Raw genomic sequence first — 25249 nt, forward strand, 5'->3', positions numbered from 1 at the left:
GGTGGGGGGCCGGTGGCCGGATCGCGCGGTCAGGCGATGCTTGCGGGGCGCGTCGTCGAATCACGGTCTTCATCCTGCCTGACGGCATCGGCGTCGGGCCCCACGGCACCGGCGTCACGCCCTACAGCACCGGCTGCCGGACGGTCGGTGGAACGCTCGACGAGCGGTAGCGTGCGCAGCCGCCGTTCGAGGTGCCACTGCAGGTGCGCGGCGATCAGGCCGCTGGCCTGGCTGCGCACCGCCGGGTCGGCGGTCTCGGTGCCGTCCCACCGCCCGTGGTTCAGGGCGTCCATCAGGGCGAGGACACCCGGTGCCGGGGTAGCCGCGCCGGGCGGCCGGCAATGCACGCAGACCGCTCCCCCGGCGGCGACGTGGAACGCGGTGTGCGGACCGGGCCGGTCGCAGCGGGCGCAACGGCCGATCGCGGGCGCCCAACCGGCGTAGGTCATGGCTCGCAGCAGGTAGGCGTCGAGGATCAGCTCCGGTGGGCGGATCCGGTCGCACAGGGCACGCAGCGCACCGACGGTCAGCGCGTGCAGGCGCGGCGCCGGGGCACGTTCCTCGCCGGCGAGCCGCTCGGCGGTTTCGAGGATCGCGCAGGCGGTCGTGTACCGGCTGTAGTCGTCGACGATGTCGGCCGCGAAGGCGTCGAGAGTCTGTACCTGCGTGACGATGTCGAGCGAGCGGCCGGGATGCAGCTGAACGTCGATGTGCGCGAACGGTTCGAGCCGGGCACCGAACTTCGATCGGGTGCGGCGCACGCCCTTCGCGACGGCTCGCACCAGCCCGTGACGGCGGGTGAGCAGGGTGACGATGCGATCCGCCTCACCCAATTTGTGCTGGCGGAGCACCACCGCGTTGTCCCGATACAACCTCACTCCGTGAGTCTTTCATGCTGGGCGGACAGGCGAGGGGTCGTGCGCCTTTCCGGCGCCCGGGACCGCCACAAAGGCACACGGGCGGGCTTGCCCGCACAACTGGAACGCGTTATTGTTCGTTCGAACGAACAGGGGGCGTTCGATGACCACTTCCAGGGAAGACACCCGCGCGGCCGGACTCGCCGCCGAAGCCGCCGCGCTCGCGGACGGCACCGTCACGTCGGTGCACCTGACCCGGGCCGCGCTCGAGCGGATCGAGGCCACGCAGGGCACGCTCAACGCGTTCCGGGTGGTCCGACGCGAAGCCGCGCTCGCCGAGGCCGCCGAGGCCGACCGCCGACGTGCGTGCGGCGACCGTCACCCGCTGCTCGGCGTGCCGATCGCAGTCAAGGACGACACCGACATCGCCGGCGAACCCACGGCCTTCGGCTGCGCCGGCGAATTCCCGCCCCAGGACTACGACGCCGAGGTCGTACGACGCCTGCGCGAAGCCGGGGCCGTCATCGTCGGCAAGACCCACTCGCCCGAACTGGGCCAGTGGCCGCTCACCGGCGGCATCGCGTTCGGGCACACCCGCAACCCGTGGTCGCGCGAGCACACGCCGGGCGGGTCCTCCGGAGGCAGCGCCGCCGCGGTGGCCGCCGGGCTCGTCTCGGCCGCCCTCGGCTCCGACGGCGCCGGTTCCGTCCGCATCCCCGCCGCGTGGAGCCACCTGGTCGGCATCAAACCGCAACGCGGGCGGATCTCGATGTGGCCCGACCCCGAGGCGTTCAACGGGCTGACCACCCACGGCGTCCTCGCGCGCACCGTCGCCGACGCCGCCCTGCTGCTCGACGCGGTGTCCGGCAACCACCCCGGCGACCGCCACCACGTCGATCCGGTCACCGTCACCGACGCCGTCCGTCAGGACCCCGGACGTCTGCGCATCGCGCTGGCGCTGCGCACCCCGTTCACCGCGACACGAACCCGCCTCACCCCCGAGGTCCGCGCCGGCGTCGATTCGATCGCCCGGGCCCTCCGCGACCTCGGCCACGAGGTCACCGTCGCCGACCCCGACTACGGCATCACGTTCGGCCTGAACTTCCTGCCCCGCTCGATGGCCGGTCTCGACGACTGGCTGCACCGGCTTCCCGACCCGTCCCTCGCCGACGTCCGCACCCGCGCGAACGCCCGCACCGGACACCTGCTCGGCGGTGCACCGCTGCGCGCGGCACGCGCCTACGAACCGCGGTTGCGACGGCGGGTCGGCGCGATCTTCGACCGGTTCGACGTGGTCCTGGCCCCCACCACGGCGATGCCCCCGCTCCCGATCGACGCGATCGACGACATCGGCGGCTGGCAGACCGACAAGGTCATCACCGCCGCATGCCCCTATGCGTGGCCGTGGAACGTGCTCGGCTGGCCGGGGATCAACGTGCCGGCCGGTTTCACCGACGCGGGCCTGCCCATCGGCGCCCAGCTGCTCGGTCCCGCAAACTCCGAACCGCTGCTGATTTCCCTTGCCGCCCAATTGGAGTCGTCGCTGTGCTGGCACGAGGCGATCCCGGAACGCTGGTGGTGACGGTGTCCACGTCCGTCCGCGACCGTATCGTCGCCTCGACCCTGCATCTGATCGGAACCGACGGCGTCGCCGGAGTCACCAACCGGCGCATCGCCGCGCACGCGAACGTCTCGCTCGGCTCGATCACCTACCACTTCCCGAGCCAGCCCGACCTGCTGCGGGCGGCGCTCGAGACGTTCGTCGCCGAGGAGACGACCCGGCTGCGCGAGATCGCCGAATCCCATCGCAATCAAGGTGTTTCGCTCGCCGAGGCCGCCGGACTCGCCGAACGCGTCGCCGAGGACCTCGCGTTCTCCGCCGAGCGGATCGCGCCGTTCGAGTTGTACGTCCAGGCCGGCCGCGACCCCGAACTCCGCGCCGCCGCGGACCGCTGCTGGGCGGCGTACGACGAGCTGACGGTCGCGATCCTCACCGAACTCGGGCTGCCGGATCCCGTGGCGGTCGCGCCGACCCTGGTCGCGACCGTCGCCGGACTTCAGTTGCGGCGCTTGTCGACCGGCGGTGGCAGCGACCTGTCGACGTCGGTGTTGTTGCTGCTGCAGGGCGCCGTCCTCACCGGCGGGGCTCACCCGCAGTCGTAGCCCGCTGTCGCGCCGGCGCGGCCGTAGATCGCTAAAACGCCGACGCGGTCGCGGGAACGGCCGACCACAGGCGGTCGAAGGCACCCTCCAGCAGATGCTCGTACGCCTCGGGGTCCGGCATCACCGCCTGCTTCGTCGAGAAGGTCAGGTCGAGTGCGTCACCGAGCGTCACGACCGAGTGCATCAGGCCGACGAGCCGGTTGAGGCAGGGCACGCTGAATCCGCCCACGGCGGGACTGTCCCCGAACCGCAGGGCCTCGGCGGAGCCGCGTGGCACGTTCGAGAGGCCGGTGTTCGTCGCCCCGGCACGGCCGCAGGTCGACACGACCGCCTTGCGCACGGCCCGCCACAGCGAGTACCGCATGCACAGGGACGGCACCGCGTCGAGTGACGATTCGACGGCGATCCACTCCGGTCGCCACACCCGGCCCTTCTCGCGGGCCACCGACTCGTGGATCAGATGCAGCCGCGTCAGCGGATCGGTCCGGTGGGTGTGCAGATCGACGTGCAGATCGCTGATCTTGTTCTCGGCCACCAGACCGGACCTGGCCCCGACCGAGATCGGAACATGGGCGGCCAGCGAGGCCGCCGGCGTCTCACCCCGCTCCGCGAGGTAGGTGCCCACCGCGTCCGAGACCACCGCCAGTATCACGTCGTTGACGGTCGTCCCGGTGGCATGCCCGAGGGCCCGGACGTCCCGCAGCTCGAACCGGACCCGGCCGAACAGGCGGGTGCTGTCGTCCACGACGTTGAACCGGGTGCGCGGGCGTGGGGTCCCGGGCTGGGCGATCTCACCGGAGGCGACCAGCGCACGGAGCGACCGCCGGCCCCTCATCCACCGGCGAACGGCCCCCGCGTAGCGCACGTAGTCGCCGGGCAGTTTCCGGACCGCCGCGACCGGGCCGGGAACCGGGACCGGGGTGCCGCCCCGGGAGGGTTCCGCAGCCGGGTCGTCGAACAGAGCGCGCGCGATCTGCACCGCGCCCTTTCCGTCGGCTATCGAGTGGTGGACCCGCAGCACGACGACGGTCGCGTGGTCCGGGAGGTCGCCGACACCCCGCACGTCGGACAGCACGTGGAGTTTCCAGAGTGGGCGGCCGAAGTCGAGGGGCTGTTCCGCGAGCGAGGCGAACAGCCGGTGCAGGTGGGGGCGGGTCGTGTGCCCGATCCGCCGGAAGTCGATGTGGTGATCCGGGTCGACGGCGGCCTCGACCCAGTACGGATAGCCGAGGTCCCACGGCACCCGCTGCAGGCGCCTGCGCAGCGCGGGGGTCCGGTGGGTGCGCCCGAGAATCCAGTCGACGGCCTCGGCGTGGGTCGCGATCGGCGCACTCCCCTGCCGTGTGTCGAAGACGTAGAAATGCGTCATGACGCTGGGAGTGTCTCCCCGGTTCGCGCGGTCCCCGTAGACATACACGGCGTCACGCGCCGCGAGCTCGGTTCCCGATTTCCTGCCCATGTCTCTTCCCCCGTGAAGCGACTTCGGTCACTGATCGGTGTTCTCTCGGATGCGTCAAAATTTAGTGACGCACCCGAACGACCGTACCTTCTCGGGGTTCGAGCGGGCGGGGCGGAGCCGGACCGGGCGTGTCAGAAGCCGAGCCGCCCGAGCTGCTTGGGGTCGCGCTGCCAGTCCTTGGCGACCTTCACGTGCAGGTCGAGATAGATCTTCACGCCGAGAAGCTTCTCGATCTGCTTGCGGGCCGCGGTACCGACCTCGCGCAGTCGCGCGCCGCCCTTGCCGATGACGATGCCCTTCTGGCTCGGCCGCTCCACGTACAGCAGGGCGTGCACGTCGAGCATCTCGCCCTGCTTCTCGGTGCGGCCTTCACGTTCGACCACCTCTTCGATGACCACGGCCAGCGAGTGCGGAAGTTCGTCGCCGAGGCCCTCGAGCGCGGCCTCGCGGATGAGCTCGGCCATGAGGGTTTCCTCGGGCTCGTCGGTGAGCTCGCCGTCCGGGTAGAAGGCCGGACCGGGTTCCATGTGCGAGGCGAGCACGTCGACGAGCACCTCGACCTGTTCCCCGGACGCCGCCGACACCGGCACGACCTCGGCGTCGGGACCGAGCAGCTTCGACACCGCCAGCAACTGCGCGGCGACCTGTTCCTTACCGACCTTGTCGATCTTGGTGACGACGCCGATGAGCGTCGTGCGCGGCGCGACGTTGCGCACCTGATCGAGGATCCACCGGTCACCGGGGCCGATCTTCTCGTCGGCGGGAATGCACAGGCAGATCGCGTCGACCTCCGAATAGGTATCGCGCACAAGGTCGTTGAGCCGCTGCCCGAGCAGCGTGCGAGGCCGGTGCAGACCCGGAGTGTCGACGAGGATCAGCTGTGCGTGGTCGCGGTGCACGATCCCGCGGATGGTGTGCCGGGTGGTCTGCGGCCGCGACGAGGTGATGGCGATCTTGCTGCCGACCAGAGCGTTGGTGAGCGTGGACTTACCGGTGTTCGGACGGCCCACGAAACACACGAAGCCGGAACGGAAGTCGGTGTCGGTCATGCAAGCTCCTGGGTGTGGGTCATCGTTCGGATTCCTCGGCGGGTTCGGGCTCGGGCTCGTCGGCCGGGGCGCGCTGGACGTGCACGGTGTTGATCCGCACCCGACCGCGCGCGTTCGGACCGCCTTCGCCGCGCAGGATCAGCCCGCGGGTGGTGACCTCCGAACCCGGCAGCGGCACCCGGCCGAGTTCGAAGCCGAGGAGACCACCGACGGTGTCGACCTCGTCATCGTCGATTTCGATGTCGAACAGTTCACCGAGGTCCTCGACGGGCAGACGCGCGGACACCCGGTAGGTGCCGTCGCCGAGGTCCTCGACATCGGGGGTCTCGTCGGCGTCGTATTCGTCGGCGATCTCCCCGACGATCTCCTCGATGACGTCCTCGATGGTGACCAGTCCCGCGATGCCGCCGTATTCGTCGACGAGCACCGCCATGTGGTTGCGGTCGCGCTGCATCTCCGCGAGCAGGTCGTCGAGCCGTTTCGAATCCGGGACGAAGACCGCAGGCCGCATCACGTCGGCGACCTTAACGCTGCGTCCGCCGTCGCGCGAGTAGTAGGTCTGCTGGACGAGGTCCTTGAGGTAGACGACGCCACGGATGTCGTCGACGTTCTCGCCGATGACCGGGATCCGGGAGTGACCGCTGCGCACGGCGAGCGAGGTCGCCTGCCCCGCCGTCTTGTCCTCCTCGATCCACACCATCTCCGGGCGCGGCACCATCACTTCGCGGGCGGTGGTGTCGCCGAGATCGAACACCGACTGGATCATGCGGCGTTCGTCGTCGGCGACGACGCCGCGTTCCTGCGCCAGGTCGACGAGCTCGCGCAGTTCGATCTCGTTGGCGAACGGGCCGTTCCGGAAGCCGCGGCCCGGGGTGAGGGCATTACCGACGAGAATGAGCAGCCGGCCGATCGGGCCGAACAGCACGCCGAGGAACCGCAGCGGGATCGTCGCGGCCAGTGCGATCGGATAGGCGTGCTGGCGGCCGAGCGTGCGCGGCCCGACCCCGATGACGACGTAGTCGACGACCACCATCACCGCGGCGCTCACGACCAGCGCCCACGTCCGGTCCAGGACCTCGAGCAGCGCCCCGGCGAGCACCACGGCCGCGGTGATCTCGCACAGGATCCGAAGCAGGACCATGAGATTCACGTAGCGGGGGCGATCCTCGAGGATCTGCCTCAGCCGCTGTGCTCCCGGCCGTTCGTCCTTCGCGAGTTCGTCGACGCGGGCAGCGGAGACGGTGTTCAGCGCGGAATCGACGGCGGCGAACATGCCGCCGAGCGGCACCAGGACGACCGCTATCGCCACGAGTGCGAGGGCGCTCATGCGTTTGCTCCCACGACGGCCCCGCTACTGCTCGGGATTGTCGGACAGACCGACCTTGCCGAGCAGCTGCTGGTCGCGGGCGGCGAGCCGGGCCTCGTGTTCGGCGCGGCGCAGCTCCTCGTACCACTCCTCGAGGAGCTGGTTCTGGAGACCGAACATCTCCTTCTCCTCCTCGGGTTCGGCGTGGTCGTAGCCGAGCAGGTGCAGCATGCCGTGCACGGTGAGCAGGGCGAGTTCGTGGTCGAGGGAATGCCCGGCCTTGGCGGCCTGATCCGCCGCGAACGACGGGCACAGCACGATGTCACCGAGCATCGACGGACCCGGTTCGGGTGCGTCCGGGCGACCGCCCGGTTCGAGTTCGTCCATCGGGAACGACATCACGTCGGTGGGACCCGGCAGGTCCATCCACCGCATGTGCAGATCGGCCATGGCATCGGAGTCGACGAGCACCATCGACAGCTCCGCCGCGGGGTGCACGTCCATCCGCGCGATCACGAAGCGGGCGACGTCGAGCAGATTCTCCTCGACGACGTCCATCCCGGATTCGTTGGAGATCTCGATGCTCATCGGTGTCGTTCCTTCTGCACTGCTGACGGGATTCGGAAGTGGGGGTGGCTCATCGGCGCTGCACCCGGTGCTGCGTGGCGCGCCGCTGTGCCCGGTTGCCGAGGGCGACCTCGCCGGAACGCTGGGCTTCGTAGCGGCCGTAGGCGTCGACGATGTCGGACACGAGCTTGTGTCGCACCACGTCGCTGCTGTCGAGCGTCGCGAAGTGGATTCCGTCGATGTCGTCGAGGATCTCGGTGGCGGCGCGCAGGCCCGAACGGGCACCACCGGGCAGGTCGACCTGGGTGATGTCGCCGGTGACAACGATTTTCGAGCCGAAGCCGAGGCGGGTCAGGAACATCTTCATCTGCTCGGCGGTGGTGTTCTGGGCCTCGTCGAGGATGATGAAGGCGTCGTTCAGGGTGTTGTGCGTCAGTAGGAAATCCTCTGTGACGTACAGCGAGTCGGCAGCGGCGACCCTGATGCAGACCGCCTCCTCGGTACCGGCGGATTCGATGCTCTCGATGTACCGCCGAGGTGTCTTGGGGCTGTTCTCCGCGTACTTCTCTGCTTTCCTTCGGAGCCGGAACGGCACGCATCCTTCGGGCAGACGGATGTCGACGATGTGCCCGTCGTGCCGGTACTCGACGTCGCGGCCGCGGGCGTTTCCGGGCTTCCGACCTTCGGCAGGCCGGGTGCGGCTGTATGCGACGCCGCCCAACGACTGCACGAGGAAGAGGACGTCGTCGCGCAGTTGATCCGACACAGTCGCGTACTGCACTCGGCACGTCCGACCGGTCTGAATGACCGGTCCACCATCGGAGTCGAGAAGACCCTGTAAGACGGCGAGGCGCACGTCGGCCGAATTGTGCAGGTACTCCTTCGGCACGAACTTGGTCGGCGACTTCGTGCCCCAGACTGCCTCGACCAGTTCCGGGTCGGCTGTGCTGAAGCTCGGCGTCGCCACGCCGGCCATGCAGCCGTCACCGAGCATCAGTCCCAGCGCATACGGATCCATCGGCACCGGCACGGGAGCGAACTCGACCGGCTCGGCGAGCATCGGAATCTCGTAGCGGTGGTAGTGCGCGGCACGGAGATTGCCGATCATCTCTTTGGCCTCGAGCACCCGCGGCCCCTTGCCGCGCCTGCGATCGCTGCGGGTGTAGACCGACCACAGGTGATCGGTCGAGCAGAGGGTGGACGCCCCGTCCTGGGTAGTCACCCGCACGATGTCCTTGAATCCCTGCGGGTAGACGCCGAGCACTTCGGTCGGCCGACCGTCCGAACCGATCACCTCGTCGCCGACCTTCACGTCGCCGATCGGACGGAACCCCTCGGGCGTGAGGACCTTGGTGGACAACGGCTGCGCCCGGCCACGCATATACGCCAGGGGCGCGACCTCGATGACGCCGGCCTGCATGAGCTTCGGGATCGCCTCCGGATCCATCATGTCGTGCAGCGCGTCGTGCAGCGGACGGAGGTAAGGATCGATCTTCTCGTGCAGGGTGCCCGGCAGGAATCCGAGACGTTCGCCGGCCTCGACGGCCGGGCGGGTCAGGATGATGCGGGTGACCTGCTTGGTCTGCAAGGCCTGCACGGCCTTCGCCATCGCGAGATAGGTCTTGCCGGTACCGGCGGGGCCGACGCCGAAGACGATGGTGTTGGCATCGATCGCGTCGACGTATCGCTTCTGATTGAGCGTCTTGGGCCGGATCGTCTTGCCGCGCCGCGACAGGATGTCCAGGCTCAGCACGTCGGCCGGCGATTCGGACAGCCCCTGGGTGAGCATGCCCACGGTGCGGCGCACGGCGTCGGGGGTCAGCGGCTGGCCACGGCCGACGATCGTGACGAGTTCGCCGAGGACCCGTTCCGCGAGCGCGACCTCGGCGGGAGTCCCGGTGAGGGTGACGGAATTGCCGCGCACGTGGATGTCCGCATCGAGCACGCGCTCGAGCGCGACGAGATTCTCGTCGGCCGCCCCGAGCAGCGGAGCCGCCGCTTCCGGCGGCAGGTCGAGACTGGATCGGACGATGGTCCGTTCAGGTTCCGCGGAGTCGCGGATGTCGTCTGATTCACTCACGTGGACGGTACGGCCTGCTTTCCGTTCGGCTCCCACACGACGGTCGTCGTGATCGTGCCAGTCTAGCCCTGGGCAGTACCGACATTCACCGCATTACCCCCGGGCCTGGTCGGGGGCGTGCTCGTGCAGCCACCGGCGGGCCTGTTCGACGACCCGGGCGGCCCGTTCCGGGGAAACCCCGGCCAGCACCAGCACACCCAGCGCGATGCTCTCGCCCGAGTCGCGGACCAGGCCCAGATTGGCCTGTTCGAGGGTCGCCATCGTGAGGCCTTCCATCATCCCGACCAGCACCACCGACGGCAGATAGTCGGAGAAGATCCCCGCGGCGCGTCCGCGTTCGACGATGTCGAGCGTGCGAGTGCGCAGGGGCGCGACGAGGTCGGCGATACATTGTTCGCCCACTTCCTTGCGGGCGAAGGACAGCAGCAACCGGTACCGGTCCCCGACCGGCCAGGTCCGGAGCGCACCGACCGCCAGCGCCACGTCGGGATCCTCGGGTTCGGCGAGGTCGACCGCGGCGGCCAGTTCCGCGGCGGCGTCGGCGGCGATGCCGTCGACGAGGGCATCGCGGTTCGGGAAGTGCGCGTAGACCGTGCGCCGGACGACGCCGGCGGCACGGGCGACGTCGTCCATGCTCGCGTCGGGATCGGCTGCGAAGGACTCCATCGCGGCGTCGAGGATGCGGCGCCGGTTGGCGTTCGTCCGGGTCCGTGCCGGTGGCGTGTGCGAATTCGCCTGTCGCGCGACGGGTTCCTGCACGTTGCACACCTCTTCCACCGAACATCTGTGACCTCGATCAAGTTTAGTTGCACACCCGTGTGCAGAAATCTAGGTTGCACACAGTTGTGCAATTGGTGTTCGAGATCACCCTGAGGAGAGGTCCATGACGACAGTCACCGGTCACGCGGCGTCCACACCCGCACCGCCTTATCCACGCCGCTGGGCCGGGTTGGCGGTGCTGTGCCTGAGCCTGCTGATCGTCGTCATGGCCAACACCGCGCTCATCGTCGCGGCGCCGAGCATGCTCCGCGAACTCGCCCTCACCAGCGCCGACATGCAGTGGATCATCGACGGCTACACCGTCCCCTACGCGGCGCTGATGCTGCTGTGCGGCGTGCTCGGCGACCGCTACGGCCGCCGGGCCGCGCTCCTGACCGGCCTGGCGATCTTCGCGGCCGGCGCGATCGCAGGCAGCCTCGCCGACAGCGCGACCGCGGTGATCGTCGCGCGCATCGTCATGGGCACCGGCGCCGCCGTGATCATGCCCGCGACCCTGTCGCTGCTGGTGGCCATGTTCCCGGCTTCCGAGCGGGCACGCGCGATCGCCGCATGGGCCGCGACGTCCGGTCTCGCCATCGCACTCGGGCCGCTGCTGGCCGGGTGGCTCCTCGAGAGCCATTCGTGGGGATCGACGTTCCTGATCAACGTTCCCATCGCCGCGTTCGCCGCGGTCGCATCCCTCGCGCTGGTTCCGGCCTCGAAGGCCGACGGCCTCACCCGCGTCGACTGGATCGGCGGCGCCCTGTCCGTGGTCGCCGTCGGTGGCGTCGTCTACGCGATCATCGACGGCTTCCACTTCGGCTGGAGCCTCTCCGCACTCGGGGCGCTCGGGGCATCGGTCGTCGCGGCGGTCGCATTCGTCGCGTGGGAGCTGCGACACCCGCAGCCACTGCTGGACCTGCGGCGGGTCGCCGACCGCGCGGTCGGCGGCGCGTGCATCTCGGTGCTGCTGCTGTTCTTTGCGACCTTCGGGCTCATCTACTTCGTCGCCCAGCAGTTCCAGTTCGTGCTCGGCTACGGACCGCTCGAGACGGGTCTGCATCTGCTTCCGCTCGCGGGGTCGGTGTCGGCCGGCGCCGCGCTGGGCGGTCGCCTCGTTCCGCGGTTCGGTGCCCGCATCCTCGTGGCATGCGGAATGGCCGCGACCTCCGCCGGAGTGTTGCTGCTCGCCGCGCTCGAACCGACCTCCGGCTACGACATCTTCCTGGCGTCGCTGCTGCTCGTCGGTCTCGGCATCGGCCTGGCGACCCCGCCCGCGACCGACCTGATCATGGGCGGATTCCCCGACACCGATCTGGGCGCGGCCGGCGGCCTCAACGACACCGCCGTCGAGTTCGGTGGATCCGTCGGCATCGCACTGCTCGGGTCGGTGCTCGCGACGTCGTACCACGACGAGATCGCCGGATTCCTGTCCGGTCTGCCGCTGAACAACCTCACCGGCGACCTGGCCGACAAGGCGGCACTCGCGCTCGAAGCGGCCGGTGATTCGGTCGGTGGCGCCGCGATCGTCGCGGAGGAACTGGCCGCGAATCCGTTCGCGAAGTCCTACGCGCAGCCGTTGCTCGATGCGTCGAGCGCGGCGTTCGCCCACGCGATCGTCGACGCCGCGCTGGTCGGGGGCATCGCGCTGGCGGTCGGCACCGTCGTCGTCACGGTGATCCTGCCCGGGCGGGTGCCCGTCGGAACCGGTCAGGCCTGATCGAGCAGCAGGTCCAGCGACAGCTTCCAGCAGACGCTGTCCTTGTTCAGGAACGCGAAGTGGTCCTCCCCGTCGACGACGTGCAGGGCCACTTCGTCACCGGCCTCGCGGGCAGCGTCGGCGTAACGCGCCGCGACCTTCGCGGGCACCTGCTCGTCCTCGGATCCGTGGACCAGCACGATCGGCCGGCCGATCGGCACGCGATGCCGCGGCGACGCCGATCGGTACACGTGCGGGTTGTCCTCGAACGGCTCGCCGAACAGGTCCTCGAGATAGTCGACGCGCCGGCCCCGCTCCCCCGCCGACGCCAGGTCCAGGGCCGCGGCCTGACCGACCACCAGCGACGGCCGCACCGCCGTGTCCTCACCCGCGAGCCACACCGCGAGCTGGCCGCCGGCCGAGTGCCCGACGACCCGCACCTGCGTCGGGTCGAGTTCGATGCCCGCGGCGCGGGCGTGGTCCGCCACGAGCGTCGCGGTCGCGTCGAGCGCGGCGACGACGTCGGCGGACATCTCCGGCCACCGTCCACCCGCGCCGAGACGGCGGTATTCGATGTTCCACGCGGCGACGCCGCGCCGGGCCAGTTCCGTCGCGAGGGGCGTGCCCAGGTTGAGGTGGTAGTTGCCGTTCCAGTACCCGCCGTGGATCACCATCACGACCGGCACCGGCCCGTTCCCGGCCGCACCGTCCGGGAGGTAGAGATGACCGAACTGCTGGGGTTCCGAGCCGTAGGCGATGCGGGTACGCGACATGGCCGAAACGCTAGTCGAGCGGGCGTGCGCCCCAGCGACCGGACAGCACTCCGATCGCTCCGAGCGCCACCGCGGCGGCCGTGGACGTGCGCAGCACCGTCGGGCCGAGCAGCACGGGCGTCGCCCCCGCCTCCGTCAACGTGGCGACCTCGTTGTCGTCGAGACCTCCTTCGGGCCCGACGACGAGCACCAGCTCGGACGCGTCCGCGAGCGGCAGCGACGCGAACGGTGCGGTCGCCGACTCGTGCAGCACCGCGACGACTCCGCCGCGCGCGACCGTCTCGCGGACGAGCGCCACGACTCCGGCGGTGCGGGTGACCGGCGCGACGGGCGGAATGTGTGCCCGGCGGGACTGCTTGGCCGCCGCGACCGCGACGGCCTGCCAGCGGGCCACCCCCTTGTCGGCCTTGGGTCCGTCCCAGCGCGCGACGCACCGCGCGGCCTGCCACGGCACGAACGCGTCCGCGCCCGCTTCGGTGGCGAGTTCGACGGCCAGCTCCGACCGCTCCGACTTGGGCAGCGCCTGCACGACGGTGACCGACGGGGACGGTGCGGCCAGCTCCCGGCGATCCAGGACGGTCGCCTCGAGCCGGTCCTTCGCCACGGCACTCACCTCGACGTCGGCGACACCGCCGCGGCCGTCGGAGAGCACGAGCCGCTCCCCGACCGCGATGCGCCGGACCGTCGCCGCGTGCCGGCCTTCCTTGCCGTCGAGCACGGCGACCTCACCGGTGCCGGGCAGGGGGTCCAGATAGAACAGGGTCGCGGCCACCGCCGTCGCCTAGCGGGCGCTGAACGCGTCGCGCAGCCGGGAGAACAGGCCCCCGGAGTGCTGCGAGCTGTTGGACACGACCTCGGCGCGGTCGCGGTCGTTGTGGCGACGCAGGTCCTCGAGCAGCTTGGTCGTCTTGTGGTCCAGCTTGGTCGGCACGACGACCTCGAGGTGGGCGTGCAGATCGCCGCGGGTGCCCGACCGCAGCTTCGGCATGCCGTGTCCGCGCAGCACCGCGACCGAGCCGGGCTGTGTGCCGGCGTCCACCGTGATCTCGGTGGGGCCGTCGAGGATCGTGTCGACGGTGACGGTGGTGCCCAGCGCCGCGTCGATCATCGGCACCCGGATCGTGCAGTGCAGATCGTCGCCGTCACGGACGAACACGTCGTGCTGCTGCTCGATCACCTCGACGTACAGGTCGCCGGCGGGGCCGCCACCGGGACCGACCTCACCCTGCGCGGCGAGGCGGATGCGCATGCCGTTGCCGACACCGGCGGGCACCTTGACGGTGATGTCGCGGCGCGACCGCACGCGGCCGTCGCCGCCGCACTTGCGGCACGGGTCCGGGATGGTCTCGCCTGCACCGCGGCAGGTCGGGCACGGACGGGACGTCATGACCTGGCCGAGGAACGAACGCTGCACGGACTGGACCTCGCCGGCGCCGCCACAGGTCGCGCAGACGACCGGCTTCGAATCGCCGTTGGTGCCCGATCCGGCGCAGCCGTCGCACAGGATCGCGGTGTCGACGGTGATGGTCTTGGTGACACCGGTCGCGCATTCCTCGAGCGTCAGGCGCGTGCGCAGCAGCGAATCGGCACCGGGCTGCACGCGACCGCGAGGCCCGCGCGCGGCGCCGCCGGCGCCGCCACCGAAGAACGCCTCGAACACGTCGCCGAGACCACCGAACCCGGCGCCGGCGAAGCCGCCCGCACCGCCGCCACCGGACGCCAGCGGATCGCCGCCGAGGTCGACGATGCGCCGCTTCTCCGGATCCGACAGCACCTCGTAGGCCGCGGAGATCTCCTGGAAGCGCTTCTGCGCCGACTCGTCCGGGTTCACATCCGGGTGATGCTCACGCGCCAGCTTGCGGTACGCGCGCTTGATCTCCTGGTCGGTCGCGTTCTTCGACACGCCGAGCGTCGCGTAGTAGTCCCGTGCCACGTTAGGTTCTCGTCCTTACTTCTCTACACACATGAACGGTGCTCAGCGTTCGCCGAGCACCTCACCGATGTATCGCGCAACGGCCGCAACCGACGCGATGGTTCCCGGATAGTCCATCCGAGTGGGGCCCAGCACACCGAGGCCGCCGAATACGGTACCGGCGGCGCCGTAACCGGTGGACACCACCGACGTCCCGCGCATCTCCGCGACCTGCGTCTCCTCGCCGATCCGGACGGTCACCCGACCCGCGTCCTGGCTGGCCGCGAGCAGCTTGAGCACCACGACCTGCTCCTCGAGGGCCTCGAGGACGGCACGGAGCGACCCGGGCACCCCCGCGTGACCGTCGAAGTCGGCGGCGTTGCGGGTCAGGTTGGCGGTGCCGCCGAGCACCAGTCGCTCCTCGGGATGCTCGACGAGCGTCTCGACGAGGACGGTCGCGCAGCGGATCACCGCGTCGCGCAGATCGTCGGGGGCCTCCTCGGCCAGTTCCGACACGGCGATCGACGCCGCGGCGAGCCGCTTGCCGCACAGCGCCGAGCCGAGCAGCTCGCGCAGTCGGGACAGGTCCTCGTCGTCGACGACATCGCCGAGTTCGACGATGCGCTGATCGACCCGGCCCGAATCGGTGATGAGCACCAGCAGCAGCCGGGCCGGGGTCAGTGCGACGACCTCGAGGTGACGCACCGACGATGCCGACAGCGTCGGGTACTGCACGACCGCGACCTGCCGGGTCAGCTGTGCGAGCAACCGCACCCCGCGGCGCAGCACGTCGTCGAGATCGACACCGGATTCGAGGAACTGGAGGATCGCGCGGCGTTCGGCTGCCGAGAGCGGTTTGACGTCGGCGATCCGATCGACGAACTGGCGGTATCCCTTGTCGGTGGGCACGCGTCCCGAGCTCGTGTGCGGCTGGGTGATGTATCCCTCGGCCTCGAGTACGGCCATGTCGTTGCGGACGGTCGCGCTGGACACGCCGAGGTTGTGCCGCTCGACGAGCGTCTTCGATCCGATGGGTTCCTTGGTGGCGACATAGTCCGCAACGATCGCGCGCAACACCTGGAATCGCCGTTCCTCGGTGCTCGACATCCCCGCCCACCTCCGTATCTGTCGCCACACTTCACGGTTCGGGCCCACGCGCGACCCGCACGCGGCGCCGCGCGCAGTGTGCCTCGTCGTTCCAGTCTAGTCGCCGCGGCGCACTGTCCCGAGGCGACGGCGGTGCCGTGGGTCCGTCGTACTGTGGATTCATGATTTTCAAGGGTGTCCGGGACGGCAAACCGTATCCCGATCACGGCCTGTCGCTGCGCGACTGGTCTCGGATCCCACCTCGGCAGGTTCGGCTCGACGAGATCGTCACCACCACGAAGGTCCTCGAACTCGATCGGCTGCTGTCGGAGGATTCCACCTTCTACGGCGATCTGTTCCCGCATGCCGTGCAGTGGCAGGGCGTCCTGTATCTCGAGGACGGCCTGCATCGCGCGGTGCGGTCGGCGCTGCGCAACCGCACCGTCATGCACGCGCGGGTGTTCGACTACGACGCGCTGACTCCGGGCGGTTCGCTCGGTCCGGGTGCCGAGATCCCGGGCACGGGGGTTCCGAGCACCGAGGCGAGCTGGATCGACCTCGACACCGGCCTGCCCGACGGGCGAAACGGCAGCTAGACGAGGATCGAGCGGACCACCGCGTCGGCGAGGAGCCGGCCCCGGTCGGTGAGCACCAGGTGATCGCCGCGCAGATCGGCGAGCCCGTCCGCGACGACCGTCCGTGCGGCCTCCCGTTCCGACGCGCCCAGTGCCGCCCACGGCAGGCCGGTGCGCAGCCGGACGGTGAGCATGACGAGTTCGGTGTGGGTGTCGTCGGCGGTGAGCTGCTCGCTGCCGCCGACCGGTAGCCGTCCCTGGGCGAGGGTGTCGGCGTAGCGGGCGGGATGTTTGACGTTCCACCAGCGCACCCCACCGACGTGGCTGTGCGCGCCGGGGCCCGCGCCCCACCAGTCGCCGCCGTCCCAGTACCCGAGATTGTGCGCGCACCGCGCGGACGGCTCGTCGGCTCGCGCCCAGTTGGACACTTCGTACCAGGTCAGCCCGGCTTCCTCGAGCCGCGAATCGATGCGTTCGTAGCGGGCCGCGAGGACGTCGTCGTCGGGTGCGGGCAGTTCCCCGCGGCGCACCTTCCGCGCGAGGGCGGTGCCGTCCTCGACGATCAGCGCGTACGCGGACACATGGTCGACGCCGGCCTCGAGCACGGCGTCGAGGGAGCGGTCGAGGTCCTCGTCGCGTTCGCCGGGGGTGCCGTAGATGAGGTCGAGGTTGACGTGCTCGAACCCGGCGGCGCGGGCCTCCCGGGCCGCCGCGACGGGCCGTCCCGGGGTGTGGGTGCGGTCGAGCACGGCCAGCACGTGCGAGGCGGCGGATTGCATGCCCAGCGACACGCGGGTGTAGCCGGCGTCGCGGATCCGGGCGAAGAACTCGGGTCCGGTCGATTCGGGGTTGGATTCGGTGGTCACCTCGGCGCCCGGGGCGAGCCCGAAGCTGGATCGGACGGCGCCGAGCACGTCGGCGAGGCCGTCCGCGCCGAGCAGCGACGGGGTGCCGCCACCGACGAACACGGTGTTTGCGGCGGGTGCGCCGAGCATGTCCGCGGCGATGTCGAGTTCACGCCGCAGGCCCGCGAGCCAGGACTGCGGGGACGCCGACGACCCCAGCTCTCCCGCGGTGTACGTGTTGAAGTCGCAGTAGCCGCAGCGGGTCGCGCAGAAGGGCACGTGCACGTACACCCCGAACGGCCGGCTGCCGACTCCGGCGCGGGCCGCGGCCGGGAGTTCGAATCCGTCGTCGGTCGCGGTTGCGTTGCCCGTTCTCGTCTCGCTCACGGCTTCCAGTGTTCCAGAGCCGGGAGGGGCGCCGACCGGCCGCGGTGCGGTGACCTCGGTATTTCCCGCGATTTGGGTGGAAATGTCGTCCAGGATTCGGCTTCGCCCCCGTGACATGGCACAATGGTCGCCATGACCGGACTCGGAGTGCGACTCGTGGCTCGCCGCCACGTCGACTTCAAGCGCGTCTGCGCGTCCTGCTGTCAGCCTTGTGCCGTCTGTTCCTGCGCCGACTGTCGGTAGTCAGTCACCTACTGCCGCCGGCCGGCACCACCCCGGCAAGCCCTCAGTTCCTGCCGGGTCGAGGCATGTCTGCGCGAAGTACAGCCCACAGCGACGTCCCCGACCCGGTCCCTCGCCAAATCCCAGGAGTCCCTGCATGTCGTCGACCACCGACGTCTCCCCCGCCGGAGATCCCGCCGCTCCCGCACGGCCGCGGGCGGCACGCCCGGCCAAGCGCCGGGCCGAAGGCCAGTGGGCTCTCGGTTACCGCGAGCCGCTCAACGCCAACGAGCAGACCAAGAAGGACGACAATCCGCTCAACGTGCGCCGCCGGATCGAGGAGATCTACGCGCACCAGGGTTTCGACAGCATCGACAAGTCCGATCTGCGCGGCCGGTTCCGATGGTGGGGTCTCTACACCCAGCGCGAGCAGGGCTACGACGGCACCTACACCGGTGACGAGAACATCGATCTGCTCGAGGCCAAGTACTTCATGATGCGGGTGCGCTGCGACGGCGGCGCGCTCAACGTCGAGCAGGTGCGCACCATCGGCGGCATCTCCACCGAGTTCGGCCGCGACACCGCCGACCTGTCCGACCGGCAGAACGTCCAGTACCACTGGATCGAGGTCGAGAACGTCCCGGAGATCTGGCGGCGCCTCGAGTCGGTGGGTCTGAAGACCACCGAGGCGTGCGGCGACTGCCCGCGCGTGGTGCTCGGTTCCCCTCTCGCCGGTGAGTCCCTCGACGAGATCATCGACGGCACCCCGGCGATCGACGAGATCGTCCGTCGCTACATCGGCGACCCGCAGTACTCGAACCTGCCGCGCAAGTTCAAGACCGCGATCTCCGGACAGCAGGACGTCGTGCACGAGATCAACGACGTCGCGTTCATCGGCGTCGAGCACCCCGAGCACGGTCCCGGCTTCGACCTGTGGGTCGGCGGCGGTCTGTCCACGAACCCGATGCTCGCGCAGCGGGTCGGCGCCTGGATCCCGCTCGACGAGGTTCCGGACGTGTGGGAAGGCGTCGTCGCGGTGTTCCGCGACTACGGCTACCGCCGGCTGCGGTCCAAGGCCCGCCTGAAGTTCCTCATCAAGGACTGGGGCATCGAGAAGTTCCGCGAAGTTCTCGAGACGGAGTACCTGAAGCGTCCGCTCATCGACGGTCCCGCACCGGAACAGCCCGCGCGCCCCATCGATCACGTCGGCGTGCAGAAGCTGCGCAACGGCCTCAACGCCGTCGGGTTCTCCCCCATCGCGGGCCGCGTGTCCGGCACCATCCTGACGAAGGTCGCCGACGCGGTCGAGCGGATCGGCTCGGACCGGATCCGTTTCACCCCGTACCAGAAGCTGATCGTCCTCGACGTGCCCGACGACAAGGTCGACGAGCTCATCGCCGAGCTCGAACCGCTCGGCCTGCAGGCCCGTCCGTCCGCGTGGCGGCGGAATCTGCTGGCGTGCAGCGGCATCGAGTTCTGCAAGCTGTCGTTCGTCGAGACGCGCAAGCGTTCCCAGGTGCTCGCACCGGAGCTCGAGGAGCGGCTCGCGGACATCAACGCGCAGCTCGACGTCCCGATCACCATCAACATCAACGGCTGCCCGAACTCGTGCGGCCGGTCGCAGATCGCGGACATCGGGTTCAAGGGCCAGCTCGTCGACGACGGCGAGGGCAACCAGGTCGAGGGCTACCAGGTGCATCTCGGCGGCAGCCTCGGCCTGGACAGCGGTTTCGGCCGGAAACTGCGGCAGCACAAGGTGAACAGCACCGAGCTCGGCGACTACATCGAGCGAGTGGTGCGCAACTTCGTCAAACAGCGGTCCGAGGGCGAGCGGTTCGCTCAGTGGGCTGTGCGCGCAGAGGAGGCGGACCTTCGATGACCACCACAGAGACCACCGAGGACCTTCGAATTCTCGCCGCGCAGGGGGCAGCGAGCCTCGAAGGCGCCTCGGCACTGGAATTGCTGCAATGGACCGAGGAGACCTTCGGTTCCGCAGTGAGCGGCGACCGCAGCGGCTACGTCGTCGCGTCGAACATGCAGGACGGGGTGCTCGTGCATCTCGCCGCGCAGGTGCGGCCGGGCGTGGACGTGCTGTTCCTCGACACCGGGTACCACTTCGCCGAGACGCTCGGCACCCGGGACGCCGTCACCCAGGTGTACGGGGTGAATCTCGTCGAGGCGAAGGCGGCGCACTCGGTGGCCGAGCAGGACGAGTTGCTCGGCAAGGATCTGTTCGCGCGTGATCCGAACGAGTGCTGCCGGTTGCGGAAGGTGGTGCCGCTGAAGGAAACCCTGAAGGGTTACCGCGCGTGGGTCACCGGCATCCGCCGGGTCGAGGCCCCGACTCGGGCCAACGCGCCGCTCGTCTCGTTCGACGAGGCGTTCGGGTTGGTGAAGATCAACCCGATCGCCGCGTGGTCGGACGAGGACATGCAGAACTACATCGACGAGCACGGGATTCTCGTCAATCCCCTGGTCGACGAGGGCTATCCGTCCATCGGATGCGCCCCCTGCACCGTCAAACCACTTCCCGGAGCCGATCCGCGCAGCGGACGGTGGGCCGGCCGAGCCAAGACCGAATGCGGGTTGCACTCCTCATGACACTCATCGACACGAACCTTTCGGAATCCCGAATCAAGTTGGACGGCAACAAGTTCGACACTCTCGACGCGCTCGAGTCGGAGGCGATCCACGTCTTCCGTGAGGTCGCCGGCGAGTTCGAACGTCCAGTGATCCTGTTCTCCGGCGGCAAGGACTCGACGGTGCTGCTGCACCTCGCGCTCAAGGCCTTCTGGCCCGCGCCGCTGCCGTTCGCGCTGCTGCACGTCGACACGGGACACAACCTGCCCGAGGTTCTGGCCTTCCGCGACCACGTCGTCGAGAAGTACAACCTGCGCCTGCACGTCGCGAAGGTCGAGGACTACCTCGCCGACGGCCGCCTCACCGAGCGGCCCGACGGCATCCGCAACCCGCTGCAGACCGTTCCGCTGCTCGACGCCATCTCCGAGAACCGCTTCGACGCGGTGTTCGGCGGCGGCCGCCGCGACGAGGAACGCGCCCGCGCCAAGGAGCGGATCTTCTCGCTGCGCAACGCATTCGGGCAGTGGGATCCGAAGCGTCAGCGTCCCGAGCTGTGGAACCTGTACAACGGCAAACACGCCCCCGGCGAGCACGTCCGGGTGTTCCCGCTCAGCAACTTCACCGAACTCGACATCTGGCGGTACATCGCCCGCGACGACGTCGAGCTCGCGAGCATCTACTACGCGCACCAGCGTCCGGTGTACCGGCGCGACGGCATGTGGATGACCCCCGGCGTGTGGGGCGGCCCCGCCGAGGGCGAGGAACTCGAGACCCGTTCGGTGCGGTACCGCACCGTCGGCGACGGTTCCACCACCGGCGCGATCCTGTCCGAGGCCTCGACCAACGAGGAGATCCTCGCCGAGGTCGCCGCCTCCCGCCTGACCGAGCGCGGTGCGACCCGCGGTGACGACCGAGTTTCCGAAGCGGCCATGGAAGACCGCAAGCGAGAGGGCTATTTCTGATCATGAGCGACCTGCTTCGACTCGCTACCGCGGGCAGCGTCGACGACGGCAAGTCCACCCTGGTGGGCCGCCTGCTGTACGACACCAAGTCCGTCCTGGCCGACCAGATCGACGCGGTCACCCGCGCGTCGGTCGACAAGGGCCTCGACACCCCCGACCTGTCTCTGCTCGTCGACGGCCTGCGCGCCGAACGCGAACAGGGCATCACCATCGACGTCGCCTACCGGTACTTCGCGACCCCGAAGCGCAGCTTCGTGCTCGCGGACACCCCGGGCCACGTCCAGTACACCCGCAACACCGTCTCCGGCGCGTCCACCGCGCAGCTCGTGGTGCTGCTCGTCGACGCCCGCAAGGGTGTGATCTCGCAGACCCGCAAGCACGCCGCCGTCCTCGCGCTGCTCGGTGTGCCGAAGCTGGTGCTCGCGGTGAACAAGATCGACCTCGTCGAGGATCCGGCGACGGTGTTCGCGCAGATCTCCGCCGAGTTCAACGAGCTGACCTCGTCGCTGGGCTGGGCGCCCGAGGACGTGCAGGAGATCCCGGTCTCCGCACTGCACGGCGACAACGTCGCGACCCGCTCGGAGAACACCCCGTACTACGACGGCCCGACGCTCATCGAGCACCTCGAGTCCGTCCCCGTCGACGCCGACGTGCACGGCCGTCACGAGTCCGGCCTGCGCTTCGCGGTCCAGTACGTGATCCGCCCCCGCACCGCCGAGTACCCCGACTACCGCGGCTACGCCGGGCAGATCGCGTCCGGTTCGGTGCGTCCCGGCGACGAGGTCGTCGTGCTGCCCTCGGGCATCCGCACCACCGTCGAGCGCATCGATACCGCGGACGGCGAACTCGACGTCGCGTACGCGGGTCGCTCGGTCACGCTGATCCTGGCCGACGACGTCGACATCTCCCGCGGTGACCTCATCGCGTCTCCCGAGAAGGCACCCGAGCCGCTCGGCGAGTTCGAGGCGACCGTGTGCTGGCTCGCCGAGAAGCCGCTGCGCCCCGGCGCCCGGCTGCTGCTCAAGCACGGCACCCGCACGACCCAGGCCATCGTCGGCGCGCTCGAGGAGCGTTTCGACGAGCAGAACCTGACGTCGATCCCCCACCCGGACACGGTGGAGCTCAACGAGATCGCCCGCATCTCGGTGCGCGTCGCGGAGCCGATCCCGGCCGACGACTACACCGTGAACCGCCGCACCGGCAGCTTCCTGCTCATCGATCCGGCGGGTGGCAACACGCTCGCCGCCGGCCTGGTGGGCAACGGTCTGGCTCAGATCGAGCTCGGGGAATCCGTCCCGGCATGATCCCGGTGATCGCCGTCGCGCACGGCAGCCGTGACCCGCGCTCCGCGCAGGCCATGGCTGCCGCGCTCACGGCGTTGCGGGCGCGACGACCCGGCTGGTCCGTGCGCCTGGCGTTCCTGGATCTCAACGCGCCCTCGGTGCGGCAGGCCCTCGACGCCGTCGCCGCCGAGGGGCATCGGCGCGTGGTCGTCGTTCCGCTGTTGCTGGGCAGCGCATTCCACGCGCGCGTGGATCTGCCCGGTATCCTCGCCGACGCCCGCGTCCGGCACCCCCGTCTCGATGTGGTGTGCACCGACGTCCTCGGCGCCGACCGTCTGCTGACCGCGGCGGCACGGGACCACGTGGCCGCGACCGGCGTCTCGCGCCTCGACCCGTCCGTGGGAATCGCGATGTGCGCGGTCGGTTCCCGGCGACCCGGCGCCGACGCGGCAACCGCCGCCGTCGCGCCACGACTGCTCGACGGCACCTCGTGGACCCACGTGCGCGCATGCTTCGCGACGTCGGCCCCCGGTGTCGTCGACGCGCTCGCCGAACTCCGCGAGGCCGGTGCCCGCCGGCTGGTCGTCGCGCCGTGGCTGCTCGCTCCCGGTCTCCTGTGGGACCGCGCCTGCGACGCCGCGCGGTCCGTCTTCCCCGACGTCCGGTTCGCCGCTCCCCTCGCCACCGGCGACGCCGTCGGATTCCTCGTCGAGCGCCGGTACTACGAGGCCCTCGCGGACACCGAGCGCACCCGGGTGCTGCGCAGCGCCTGAGCCCGCGCGGCAGCGTGTCGTTCTACCCTGGTTCATCTGCAACGGTTACAACGGATGCCGTTCCCCGTTGCACCGAGGACCAGGAGACTCCCGTGCAGAGCGAATTGCGCCACTACATCGACCGGCTCCGCACCGAGGGGTTCTCCGTGCGCGACGACCACGGCGAAGACCCCGATCTCATCGACATCGACGGCCGCGCCGTCGACACCTGGCGGGAGAACTACCCGTACGACCACCGCATGGACCGCGCGACGTACGAGGTCGAGAAGTACCTGCTGCAGATCGAGCTGCTGAAGTTCCAGTCCTGGGCGCTCGAGAACGGTTCCAAGCACATCATCGTGTTCGAAGGTCGTGACGCCGCCGGCAAGGGCGGCACGATCAAACGGTTCCAGGAGTACATCAACGTGCGGCACGCCCGGGTGGTCGCGCTGAGCAAACCGTCCGAACGCGAGAGCGGACAGTGGTACCTGCAGCGGTACATCGAGCACTTCCCCACGGCCGGTGAGCTGGTGATGTTCGACCGGTCCTGGTACAACCGCGCGGGTGTGGAACGGGTGATGGGCTTCTGCACCGACGACGAGTACGAGCGCTTCATGACGCAGGTGCCGCTCTTCGAGCAGCTGATCATCGACGCCGGGATCTCCCTGACCAAGTTCTGGTTCTCGGTGACCCGCAACGAGCAGCGCACCCGGTTCGCAATCCGCCAGCTCGATCCGGTCCGCCGCTGGAAGCTGTCGAACATGGACCTCGAGTCACTGGACAAGTGGGACAGGTACACCGCGGCGAAGGAGGAGATGTTCCGCCGGACGGACACCGACCACGCGCCGTGGACCACGATCAAATCCAACGACAAGAAGCGCGCCCGCATCAACGCGATGCGGCACTTCCTGAACAGGTTCGACTACGACGACAAGGACCGGCAGGTGGTGTTTGACCCCGACCCGAAGATCGTGCAACGCGGAAAGCACGCCGTCGGAGACTGATCCGCCTCGCGTGCGGAATGCTGACAAGATCGTGCGATCTGGCTCACACTGGATGGGAGTCCAAGGAGTCACCACCATGAGCACAGCATCGATCAGACGCGGAATCGTGGCGGGCATCGACGGATCGGACAGCGCGCTGGGTGCCGCGCGCTGGGCGGCGTCCGTCGCGCAACGGTTCGGCGAGCCTCTCCACCTGCTCCATGTGCAACCGAACGGATCCGGGGGCGACTACGGCGACCCCGAAGGACTCCTCGACGCCGCCGAGACCGCGGTGCGGGCCGGACCGGGTGGGGTCGAGATCGAACGCGACATCGAACACGGCACACCGCAGAAGGTGCTGGTCGAGAAGTCCGGAACGGCCCGGATGCTCGTGCTCGGTCACCTGACTACCACCGAGTGGCAGTCGATGTTCCACGGCTCCGACGTCGTGTACACGACCAATCACGCGAAGTGCCCGGTTGTGTCGTGGCGGGGCGAACCGCCCCCCGAGGCGGTCAACGGCCGTCCGGTGGCCGTCGGGGTCGACGGCAGTGAACTCAGCGCGAAGGCGATCGAGCACGCCTTCGAGTTCGCGGCGTTCGTCGGCGCCCCTCTGGTCGCCGTCCACAGCTGGACCGAGCAGTCGACCCTCACCTACGGGGAGGGTTCCCGGTTCATCGACTGGGACGACTACGTGAAACAGCAGACCGCGCTGGTGGCCGAGAGCCTCGCCGGATGGCGGAGCCGCTATCCGGACGTCGAGGTCACGCACAGCGTCGAGCGCGGCAAGCCGGAGGAGGCGCTGCTCGAGCATTCCGCGCGGTCGCAGCTGGTCGTCGTCGGCAGCCACGGCCGCAGCCCGATGACCGCCGCGGTGCTCGGATCCACCAGCCAGTCGCTGCTGCATCACGCCCGGTGCCCGGTCCTGGTCGCCCGCGAGAACTGACCGG

Annotated in this window: 22 protein-coding genes and 1 pseudogene; 11 read left to right on the forward strand and 12 right to left on the reverse strand. The window is 69.7% G+C overall.

What is annotated here, in order from left to right; genetic code table 11:
- Window positions 1-29 precede the first annotated feature (29 nt).
- Window positions 30-878 carry a DNA repair protein RecO gene (gene recO, locus M1M07_RS03290; RefSeq protein WP_248673301.1) on the reverse strand — a complete coding sequence of 283 codons (849 nt, stop codon included), beginning with the start codon at window positions 876-878 and terminating at the stop codon, window positions 30-32.
- A 142-nt stretch (window positions 879-1020) separates the two neighbouring features.
- Between recO and M1M07_RS03295 the strand changes: the two genes are divergently transcribed.
- Together M1M07_RS03295 and M1M07_RS03300 are read left to right on the forward strand one after the other, a co-directional pair.
- Window positions 1021-2439 carry an amidase gene (locus M1M07_RS03295; RefSeq protein ID WP_248673302.1) on the forward strand — a complete coding sequence of 473 codons (1419 nt, stop codon included), beginning with the start codon at window positions 1021-1023 and terminating at the stop codon, window positions 2437-2439.
- 2 nt (window positions 2440-2441) lie between these two features.
- On the forward strand, window positions 2442-3020 hold the full coding sequence (locus M1M07_RS03300; protein WP_197252156.1) for a TetR/AcrR family transcriptional regulator: 579 nt from the start codon (window positions 2442-2444) through the stop codon (window positions 3018-3020).
- 31 nt (window positions 3021-3051) lie between these two features.
- Here M1M07_RS03300 and M1M07_RS03305 read toward each other — a convergent pair whose 3' ends face one another.
- The 6 genes from M1M07_RS03305 to M1M07_RS03330 form a co-directional block, all read right to left on the reverse strand.
- Window positions 3052-4479, reverse strand: a complete 1428-nt coding sequence (locus M1M07_RS03305; protein WP_248673303.1) for a wax ester/triacylglycerol synthase domain-containing protein — start codon at window positions 4477-4479, stop codon at window positions 3052-3054.
- A 131-nt stretch (window positions 4480-4610) separates the two neighbouring features.
- Window positions 4611-5528: a GTPase Era gene (era, locus tag M1M07_RS03310; protein ID WP_197252158.1), complete on the reverse strand. Its 918-nt coding sequence runs from the start codon at window positions 5526-5528 to the stop codon at window positions 4611-4613.
- Window positions 5529-5547: 19 nt separating this feature from the next.
- Window positions 5548-6855: a hemolysin family protein gene (locus tag M1M07_RS03315; RefSeq protein ID WP_197252159.1), complete on the reverse strand. Its 1308-nt coding sequence runs from the start codon at window positions 6853-6855 to the stop codon at window positions 5548-5550.
- Between the two features lie 24 nt (window positions 6856-6879).
- Window positions 6880-7422, reverse strand: coding sequence for an rRNA maturation RNase YbeY (gene ybeY, locus M1M07_RS03320; protein ID WP_248673304.1), 543 nt, complete (start codon window positions 7420-7422; stop codon window positions 6880-6882).
- A gap of 49 nt (window positions 7423-7471) precedes the next feature.
- Window positions 7472-9481 carry a PhoH family protein gene (locus M1M07_RS03325; protein ID WP_197252161.1) on the reverse strand — a complete coding sequence of 670 codons (2010 nt, stop codon included), beginning with the start codon at window positions 9479-9481 and terminating at the stop codon, window positions 7472-7474.
- Between the two features lie 93 nt (window positions 9482-9574).
- Complete coding sequence (locus M1M07_RS03330) at window positions 9575-10147, reverse strand: TetR/AcrR family transcriptional regulator (RefSeq protein WP_197252215.1); 573 nt, start codon at window positions 10145-10147, stop codon at window positions 9575-9577.
- Window positions 10148-10364: 217 nt separating this feature from the next.
- Between M1M07_RS03330 and M1M07_RS03335 the strand changes: the two genes are divergently transcribed.
- Window positions 10365-11960 (forward strand): MFS transporter, encoded by a 1596-nt coding sequence (locus M1M07_RS03335; RefSeq protein ID WP_248673305.1) that lies wholly within the window; start codon window positions 10365-10367, stop codon window positions 11958-11960.
- On the opposite strand, the gene M1M07_RS03340 is transcribed toward M1M07_RS03335, so the two are convergent.
- From M1M07_RS03340 to hrcA, 4 genes are read right to left on the reverse strand one after another with little or no spacing between them, the layout of a single operon-like run.
- A complete protein-coding gene (locus M1M07_RS03340) occupies window positions 11951-12712 on the reverse strand; it encodes a S9 family peptidase (RefSeq protein WP_197252163.1) in 762 nt (253 codons plus the stop codon). The two genes, M1M07_RS03335 and M1M07_RS03340, sit on opposite strands and share 10 nt — an antisense overlap.
- 10 nt (window positions 12713-12722) lie before the next feature.
- Window positions 12723-13484, reverse strand: coding sequence for a 16S rRNA (uracil(1498)-N(3))-methyltransferase (locus M1M07_RS03345; RefSeq protein ID WP_197252164.1), 762 nt, complete (start codon window positions 13482-13484; stop codon window positions 12723-12725).
- Between the two features lie 9 nt (window positions 13485-13493).
- A complete protein-coding gene (gene dnaJ, locus M1M07_RS03350) occupies window positions 13494-14645 on the reverse strand; it encodes a molecular chaperone DnaJ (RefSeq protein ID WP_197252165.1) in 1152 nt (383 codons plus the stop codon).
- A 42-nt stretch (window positions 14646-14687) separates the two neighbouring features.
- A complete protein-coding gene (gene hrcA, locus M1M07_RS03355; RefSeq protein ID WP_248673306.1) occupies window positions 14688-15731 on the reverse strand; it encodes a heat-inducible transcriptional repressor HrcA in 1044 nt (347 codons plus the stop codon).
- A 161-nt stretch (window positions 15732-15892) separates the two neighbouring features.
- On the opposite strand from hrcA, the pseudogene M1M07_RS03360 reads away from it, so the two are divergent.
- Window positions 15893-16198, forward strand: a pseudogene (locus M1M07_RS03360) (type II toxin-antitoxin system VapB family antitoxin); the annotation flags it as partial.
- Between the two features lie 104 nt (window positions 16199-16302).
- Here the strand turns inward: M1M07_RS03360 and hemW are convergent.
- On the reverse strand, window positions 16303-17517 hold the full coding sequence (gene hemW, locus M1M07_RS03365) for a radical SAM family heme chaperone HemW (RefSeq protein WP_248673307.1): 1215 nt from the start codon (window positions 17515-17517) through the stop codon (window positions 16303-16305).
- Between the two features lie 379 nt (window positions 17518-17896).
- Here hemW and M1M07_RS03370 point away from each other — a divergent pair, with 379 nt between their 5' ends.
- The 7 genes from M1M07_RS03370 to M1M07_RS03400 all read left to right on the forward strand — a co-directional run bounded on the left by M1M07_RS03370 (window position 17897) and on the right by M1M07_RS03400 (window position 25245).
- Complete coding sequence (locus tag M1M07_RS03370; protein ID WP_197252168.1) at window positions 17897-19618, forward strand: nitrite/sulfite reductase; 1722 nt, start codon at window positions 17897-17899, stop codon at window positions 19616-19618.
- On the forward strand, window positions 19615-20340 hold the full coding sequence (locus M1M07_RS03375; protein ID WP_197252169.1) for a phosphoadenylyl-sulfate reductase: 726 nt from the start codon (window positions 19615-19617) through the stop codon (window positions 20338-20340). Before M1M07_RS03370 ends, M1M07_RS03375 begins: the two co-directional genes overlap by 4 nt.
- A complete protein-coding gene (gene cysD, locus M1M07_RS03380; protein ID WP_197252170.1) occupies window positions 20337-21281 on the forward strand; it encodes a sulfate adenylyltransferase subunit CysD in 945 nt (314 codons plus the stop codon). Before M1M07_RS03375 ends, cysD begins: the two co-directional genes overlap by 4 nt.
- A 2-nt stretch (window positions 21282-21283) precedes the next feature.
- A complete protein-coding gene (locus tag M1M07_RS03385) occupies window positions 21284-22585 on the forward strand; it encodes a sulfate adenylyltransferase subunit 1 (RefSeq protein WP_248673308.1) in 1302 nt (433 codons plus the stop codon).
- Entirely contained in the window at window positions 22582-23337 is a 756-nt protein-coding gene (locus M1M07_RS03390) for a sirohydrochlorin chelatase (RefSeq protein WP_248673309.1), read from the forward strand. Before M1M07_RS03385 ends, M1M07_RS03390 begins: the two co-directional genes overlap by 4 nt.
- A gap of 92 nt (window positions 23338-23429) precedes the next feature.
- Entirely contained in the window at window positions 23430-24320 is an 891-nt protein-coding gene (gene ppk2 / locus M1M07_RS03395; protein ID WP_248673310.1) for a polyphosphate kinase 2, read from the forward strand.
- Window positions 24321-24396: 76 nt separating this feature from the next.
- Window positions 24397-25245 carry a universal stress protein gene (locus M1M07_RS03400; RefSeq protein WP_248673311.1) on the forward strand — a complete coding sequence of 283 codons (849 nt, stop codon included), beginning with the start codon at window positions 24397-24399 and terminating at the stop codon, window positions 25243-25245.
- Window positions 25246-25249 lie beyond the last annotated feature (4 nt).

Origin of the sequence: Rhodococcus sp. HM1 (genome assembly GCF_023218075.1) — a bacterium.
Lineage (GTDB): Bacteria > Actinomycetota > Actinomycetes > Mycobacteriales > Mycobacteriaceae > Rhodococcus.

What these genes read in the sequence shown, in the direction of transcription:
- M1M07_RS03295 (WP_248673302.1), top strand. Translation starts at nt 1,021, where the DNA reads ATGACCACTTCCAGGGAAGACACCCGCGCGGCCGGACTCGCCGCCGAA.
- M1M07_RS03305 (WP_248673303.1), bottom strand. Translation starts at nt 4,479, where the DNA reads ATGGGCAGGAAATCGGGAACCGAGCTCGCGGCGCGTGACGCCGTGTAT.
- era (WP_197252158.1), bottom strand. Translation starts at nt 5,528, where the DNA reads ATGACCGACACCGACTTCCGTTCCGGCTTCGTGTGTTTCGTGGGCCGT.
- M1M07_RS03315 (WP_197252159.1), bottom strand. Translation starts at nt 6,855, where the DNA reads ATGAGCGCCCTCGCACTCGTGGCGATAGCGGTCGTCCTGGTGCCGCTC.
- ybeY (WP_248673304.1), bottom strand. Translation starts at nt 7,422, where the DNA reads ATGAGCATCGAGATCTCCAACGAATCCGGGATGGACGTCGTCGAGGAG.
- M1M07_RS03330 (WP_197252215.1), bottom strand. Translation starts at nt 10,147, where the DNA reads ATGGAGTCCTTCGCAGCCGATCCCGACGCGAGCATGGACGACGTCGCC.
- M1M07_RS03335 (WP_248673305.1), top strand. Translation starts at nt 10,365, where the DNA reads ATGACGACAGTCACCGGTCACGCGGCGTCCACACCCGCACCGCCTTAT.
- M1M07_RS03340 (WP_197252163.1), bottom strand. Translation starts at nt 12,712, where the DNA reads ATGTCGCGTACCCGCATCGCCTACGGCTCGGAACCCCAGCAGTTCGGT.
- hrcA (WP_248673306.1), bottom strand. Translation starts at nt 15,731, where the DNA reads ATGTCGAGCACCGAGGAACGGCGATTCCAGGTGTTGCGCGCGATCGTT.
- M1M07_RS03370 (WP_197252168.1), top strand. Translation starts at nt 17,897, where the DNA reads ATGTCGTCGACCACCGACGTCTCCCCCGCCGGAGATCCCGCCGCTCCC.
- M1M07_RS03375 (WP_197252169.1), top strand. Translation starts at nt 19,615, where the DNA reads ATGACCACCACAGAGACCACCGAGGACCTTCGAATTCTCGCCGCGCAG.
- cysD (WP_197252170.1), top strand. Translation starts at nt 20,337, where the DNA reads ATGACACTCATCGACACGAACCTTTCGGAATCCCGAATCAAGTTGGAC.
- M1M07_RS03385 (WP_248673308.1), top strand. Translation starts at nt 21,284, where the DNA reads ATGAGCGACCTGCTTCGACTCGCTACCGCGGGCAGCGTCGACGACGGC.
- M1M07_RS03390 (WP_248673309.1), top strand. Translation starts at nt 22,582, where the DNA reads ATGATCCCGGTGATCGCCGTCGCGCACGGCAGCCGTGACCCGCGCTCC.
- M1M07_RS03400 (WP_248673311.1), top strand. Translation starts at nt 24,397, where the DNA reads ATGAGCACAGCATCGATCAGACGCGGAATCGTGGCGGGCATCGACGGA.